Source organism: Bacillus sp. S4 (assembly GCF_040838205.1).
Taxonomy (GTDB): Bacteria; Bacillota; Bacilli; order Bacillales; family Bacillaceae_G; genus Bacillus_A; species Bacillus_A cereus_U.
On record NZ_JBFPJI010000216.1, the window covers coordinates 1 to 5,673 of the forward strand.

A 5,673-nucleotide genomic window follows, 5' to 3' on the forward strand; every position below is an offset into this window, starting at 1 on the left:
TAATAACAAATATGTCGTTTGAAATTATCTCCCTTTTCAAATAAAAAACTAAATCATTTTATAATAAATTACCGTTGCATCTAACTCACCATTCGGAGAAATCGCATATTCTGGTATTTTGCCGGATTCTTGATAATTTAATGCCTTGTACAATCTATTAGAAGGATCTCCTTCTCTAGTATCTAATACTAAAAGAGACCTATTTTCTTGCTTTGCTCTTTCTTCTGCTTTTTGCATAAGTGAACGTCCAATGCCATTACGTCTAAAGTTTGGATGAGTCATTAACTTACAAATTTCGGCTCTATGGATCCCGTTAGGCTTTGTAACAAAATGTAATTGAACACTTCCTGCCACTTCATTGTTTATTTTAGCAACATACAATATCACTTCTGGTGCTAATACAGTTTGCCAATACTTCGCTGCTTCTTTTTGTTCCAGTGGAGGTAAAAAACCAATTGACGCCCCATCATCTACTACAGTTTTCAAAAGTTTAGAAAGCTCTTCAATATCATTTTCTAGTTGCTTAATTTCTTCAATTACTAAATTTCGCATTACTTTTCCCCCTTTTGTTTTTATTTTAACAATTTTTATAGCAGGAATAATTAAATATTAAGATGAAATTAATTAAGATACGATTTTTTAGAGAAAGGATCACTATATGAAATATATATTAGAAAGGAAATACGCAAGAGAATTACTGGATTGGGCATATGAACAAAACCCAGGTCCTTGGTTCGAACATTCAATTAATGTTGCCAATGCAACTGAAAAAATAATTGTAGAACTTATAAAAAATGGGTATGACTTAGATGTTGACATAGCATACAATGCCGCTCTCCTGCATGATATAGGAAGATATAAAGGTTTTACTAAATCTGTTATTCATTCCTATGATGGTTACATGTATATGAATGATTTAGGGTATACAGGAAACGCCGTTATATGTGTGACGCATTCATTTCCTTGCAAAAATGAGCATATAGATATCGCAGCAAAGTGGAGCCTTGTTCCCGATTATATGGAAAGCCGGTTAATTGAAATATTGAATGAAAATAGTGACTATGACTTATACAATAAAGTAATTACTCTTTGCGACGCTCTCGCTGATGCGGATGGTTTTACTACGCTTGAAAGAAGATTGGTTTCTGTTGGTTTACGTCATGGCACAACCTCTCATACCTCTTTACATTCGAAAGGATTCTATAAAATTAAGAATGAATTAGAATCTTTAATTGGGAAGAGCATATACACCCTTCTCCCTGATGTAGAGAAATCAATTTATAAGAATACAGAATATTAAAACAAGCACAACTTAAAAACGATACAATTTGTATGTATGATTCTAAAAAACTCATTTAAAAGTGGAGGGATTACTTATTAGTAAAATAGGATTTGACTTAATAAATCATGAAGGTAACTTAAATATTGGATATGAAGATATAGTTCTTATCTCTAGGAAATGTAAATTTTCTAACTGTTCGCATACAAATGAACCACACTGCGCGGTTAAAAAAGCCATCTCTGACGGTACACTTTCTGAAGAAGTAGTTAATAGTTATTATAGAGATGTAAATGAGGCACAATATGTTTCTGCACAAAGTAATAAAACAAAAGCTATCGATTATATGAAACAACTGAAACTCTTTCAAAAAAATTAGGCTAAAATAAAAAGCTCTCCTTACAAGCTTATTTTAAGGAGAGCTTTCTCATGTTTAATGAATTTGATTTTTCAATTCCACCATACACTCTTGCACTAAAATCATCGCTTAGCACATTTCAGTTCTCCTGAAATTGCAGCTAAAACACAACAAGCTTCTAAAATCACTTTACTAAGATCCGCCTTTTGTTTAAGAACAAACAAGGACAATATATAACCCTGAAAAAGATTGAATTTTCAGTTTTTTAATACTAGAAATTTGCATGTTTAAAATTTAACACTATCATCCGCCGATACTTTTTCTTTAGAATTTTTCCTTTCAACCTCTTTACTCCGCTCTTCCCAAATCGTTAAACCTTCCATTCCTACTTTTTTAGGATCAAAAACAGGATCTTTTCCTTCTTTTTTCTGCGTTTCATAATCTTTTAACACTTTTAATGCAGTTTTGCTTAACAATAGGATTGCTATAAGGTTTAACCATGCCATACTACCAATTCCTAAATCTCCGAGGTTCCATAAAAACGAAGCTGATTCTACACTACCGATGTATACCATAATTAAAAATCCAATTTTTAATACTGGTTTTAACCAGCTATATTTGAGCCCACCATCTAAATAAGTAAGCGTCGTTTCAGCGATATAGTAGTAAGCGAGTAAAGTTGTAAATGCGAAGAAGAAGATTGCGATTGAAATGAATATTGGACCAAATCCAGTCATAACAGTTTCAACTGCTTGTTGTGTATAAATTGGACCTACTTCCACATTTCCTATATTCCGTACAATTGCGCTTTTCCCTTCAGGTATAACATTATACATACCTGTTATTAAAATCATGAGAGCTGTTGCTGTACATACTACAATTGTATCGATATATACAGAAAAAGCTTGAACTAACCCTTGTTTTGCGGGATGCGATACTTCAGCAGCTGCAGAACTATATGTTGCTTCTCCTACACCCGCAACGTTTGAAAATACTGCACGCTTTACTCCCCATGCTATAGCTGCCCCAACGATTCCTCCAAACATTTCATTTACACCAAATGCACTTGAGAAAATTAAAGCAAACATACTTGGAATTTCCGTTACATTCGCAATTAATACGATACATGTAACAATTACATACCCAATTGCCATAAATGGAACTAACATTTGTGAAACGCCTGCAATTCTCTTTACTCCACCAAAAATAATCGCTGCCAATAATACAACTAAAAATATACCAGTTATATATTTACTAATGCCAGAAGAGTTTTCAAATCCAACCGCGATACTACTTGATTGAATCCCTGGTAATAAAACGCCATATGAAAGTGTTACAACCACTGCTACAATGACCGCAAACCATTTCATTTTCAAACCTTTTTCAATGAAATATGGTGTACCACCGCGGTATTCATTTCCTACTTTACTTTTATATACTTGTGCTAATGTTGATTCAACAAATGCACTAGCCGCTCCTAATAGAGCCATCATCCACATCCAAAATACAGCTCCAGGTCCACCAAAAGCGATAGCTGTCGCGACCCCTGCGATATTCCCTATTCCAACCCTACCTGATAACGCCAAACAAAATGCTTGAAAGGATGATATCCCAGTCTCTGAGCTCTTTCCTTCAAATAATAGTTTAATCATCTCTTTAAAATAACGAATTTGTAAAAAACGAGTTGCAATTGTAAAATACACTCCTGCTCCTAATGCAAAAACAACTAAACCAATACTCCATACCTGCCCTACTAACCATTCTACTAATTTCTCCATCCAAATCCCCCTTATAATTCTTTTGAAAAAGCAATTTTATATATAAGAAAAAGGACAACCTTTATCCTACCTACCAGTTGTCCGCATCTCTTACTATATTTCATCATTCTTTTATCCCGCTATTTGTGGGTAGTATGATTCCCACCTCATGCGTTGAACACAAAGGAAGTAAGGTGGAAAATCACCTACCCGTAAATGCCTGATTGGTTCAACTACTATTCAGCAGGGATGAAAAGACTCCCGACTGAATAGAGTATCACTTAATATTTACCCAAACACTTTTCACTTCTGTATAGTTATCAAGGGCGTATGAACCTAATTCCCGTCCAACACCAGATTGCTTATATCCACCAAATGGTGCAGCAGCATTTTCTAAGTTATAATCATTAATCCACACTGTTCCTGCCTTTAATTTATTGGCAACTTGATGCCCTGTTTTAATATTTTGTGTCCATACACCCGCAGCAAGCCCATATGAAGAGCGATTCGCTCTTTCAATTACTTCTTCTGTCGAATCAAATGGAAGTACAACGACAACTGGTCCAAAGATTTCTTCCTTAACAATTGTCATATCATCAGTAACATTTGTGAATACGGTTGGCTGTACAAAATAACCTTTTTCAAATGCACGTTCACCGCCAGCTGCAACAGTAGCACCTTCAGCTTTTCCTTGTTCAATGTAATTTAGCACACGCTCTTGTTGTTTTTTAGATACGAGCGGTCCCATTTCAGTTTCCGCCTCCATACCTGCCCCAAGCTTCACTTCATTTGCCATTTTTACAAGTTCATTTACGACTGTTTCATAGTGCTTTCGATGAACGAAAACTCGAGATCCTGCGCTACAATTTTGACCATGATTATACATAATTCCTTGGAACGCACCGTTAATCGCTTCTTCTAAGTCAGCATCTTCTAAAATGATGTTTGGTGACTTACCACCAAGTTCTAGTGTTACATGTTTAATTGTTTCTGCAGATTGACGCATAATATATTTCCCTGTAACTGTTGAACCTGTGAAAGCTACTTTATCAATATCATGATGGTTTACAATTGCAGCTCCTGCTTCTTGGCCGAAACCTGGTACAAAGTTTACAACACCGTTTGGAAAACCAGCTTCTTTAAAAAGCTTCGCTGTATATAGTAAAGATAAAGGTGTTTGCTCTGCTGGTTTTAATACAATCGTACAACCTGTCGCAAGAGCGGCTCCCATTTTCCAAGAAGACATAACGAGCGGAAAATTCCATGGAATAATTTGACCTACAACACCAACCGGTTCATGGCGTGTGTAATTTAAATAATCTTTTGAAATCGGAATTGTTTGCCCGATAATTTTTGTAGCCCATCCCGCGTAATAACGATAATTTTCTACAGTTGCTGAAATATCATCATCAAGTGCTACTTGATATGGTTTTCCATTGTCTAAAGCTTCTAGCTGTGCTAATTCTTCTCTATGCTCTTCAATTAAATCTGCTAATTTATAAATAAGATGTGCTCTTTCAGCAGTAGTCATCTCTGCCCACGGGCCTGATTCAAAAGCAAATCTCGCCGCTTTTACTGCGATATCAATATCTTCTTCTTGTGCTTCACATACGACGGCTAGCACATCTTCTGTCGCTGGATTGTATGTTTCAAATGTCTTTCCACTAATAGAAGGAACAAATTCGCCATTAATAAACATTTTAATTTCTTCATTTAAAAACGCTTTCACTTTTGGTTTCAACTCAATGTTTGTCGTTAACATATATGCTCTCCTCCTTGTTTAAACAGCTGCATGAGCTGCAATTTTTGATAAAATCGTTTGAAGCTTTTGATCTTCCTCTTCAGTTAATCCTAATCTCGGATAACGAGAAGGTCCGCCAACTTGTCCGTGTAGTTCCATTGAACGTTTAACGATTTGTACATATTTCCCTGATCCTTCAAGAAACTCGCAAAGTGGTAAAATAGCATCGTTCATTTCCCACGCTTTTTCTAATTCACCATTTTGAAAATGCTCATACATTTTCGTAACGAGACCTGGAACGATATTTCCTGCTACCGAAACCCATCCTGTCGCACCAACTAAATAAGATTCCATAACTAAATCTTCAGACCCACAGAAGACTTGAAAAGCACCTTCGCCTTGTCTTACTAAATCTCTCGCTTTTCGAATATCTCCACTAGATTCTTTAATATGTGTAACATTTTCACATTCTTTTCCAATACGGAGCATTAGCTCTGTACTCATATCAACACCAGAAGTAAATGGGTTATTATATAGC

The 5,673-nt window shown here is 35.6% G+C and carries 6 protein-coding genes; 2 read left to right on the plus strand and 4 right to left on the minus strand.

Annotated elements, in window-relative coordinates:
* Window positions 1-48: 48 nt before the first annotated feature.
* Window positions 49-552: a GNAT family N-acetyltransferase gene (locus AB3X48_RS16695; protein ID WP_016105092.1), complete on the minus strand. Its 504-nt coding sequence runs from the start codon at window positions 550-552 to the stop codon at window positions 49-51.
* Between the two features lie 106 nt (window positions 553-658).
* Here AB3X48_RS16695 and AB3X48_RS16700 point away from each other — a divergent pair, with 106 nt between their 5' ends.
* Complete coding sequence (locus AB3X48_RS16700; RefSeq protein WP_016105093.1) at window positions 659-1,300, plus strand: HD domain-containing protein; 642 nt, start codon at window positions 659-661, stop codon at window positions 1,298-1,300.
* A gap of 61 nt (window positions 1,301-1,361) precedes the next feature.
* Entirely contained in the window at window positions 1,362-1,658 is a 297-nt protein-coding gene (locus tag AB3X48_RS16705) for a putative GTPase (RefSeq protein ID WP_016105094.1), read from the plus strand.
* A gap of 266 nt (window positions 1,659-1,924) precedes the next feature.
* On the opposite strand, the gene AB3X48_RS16710 is transcribed toward AB3X48_RS16705, so the two are convergent.
* From AB3X48_RS16710 to AB3X48_RS16720, 3 genes are all read right to left on the minus strand, one after another.
* Window positions 1,925-3,415 carry an alanine/glycine:cation symporter family protein gene (locus AB3X48_RS16710; RefSeq protein WP_016105095.1) on the minus strand — a complete coding sequence of 497 codons (1,491 nt, stop codon included), beginning with the start codon at window positions 3,413-3,415 and terminating at the stop codon, window positions 1,925-1,927.
* 256 nt (window positions 3,416-3,671) lie between these two features.
* A complete protein-coding gene (locus tag AB3X48_RS16715) occupies window positions 3,672-5,156 on the minus strand; it encodes an aldehyde dehydrogenase family protein (protein WP_002110322.1) in 1,485 nt (494 codons plus the stop codon).
* Between the two features lie 18 nt (window positions 5,157-5,174).
* On the minus strand, window positions 5,175-5,673 hold a 499-nt coding region (locus tag AB3X48_RS16720), incomplete at its 5' end, for a dihydrodipicolinate synthase family protein (protein ID WP_367959747.1).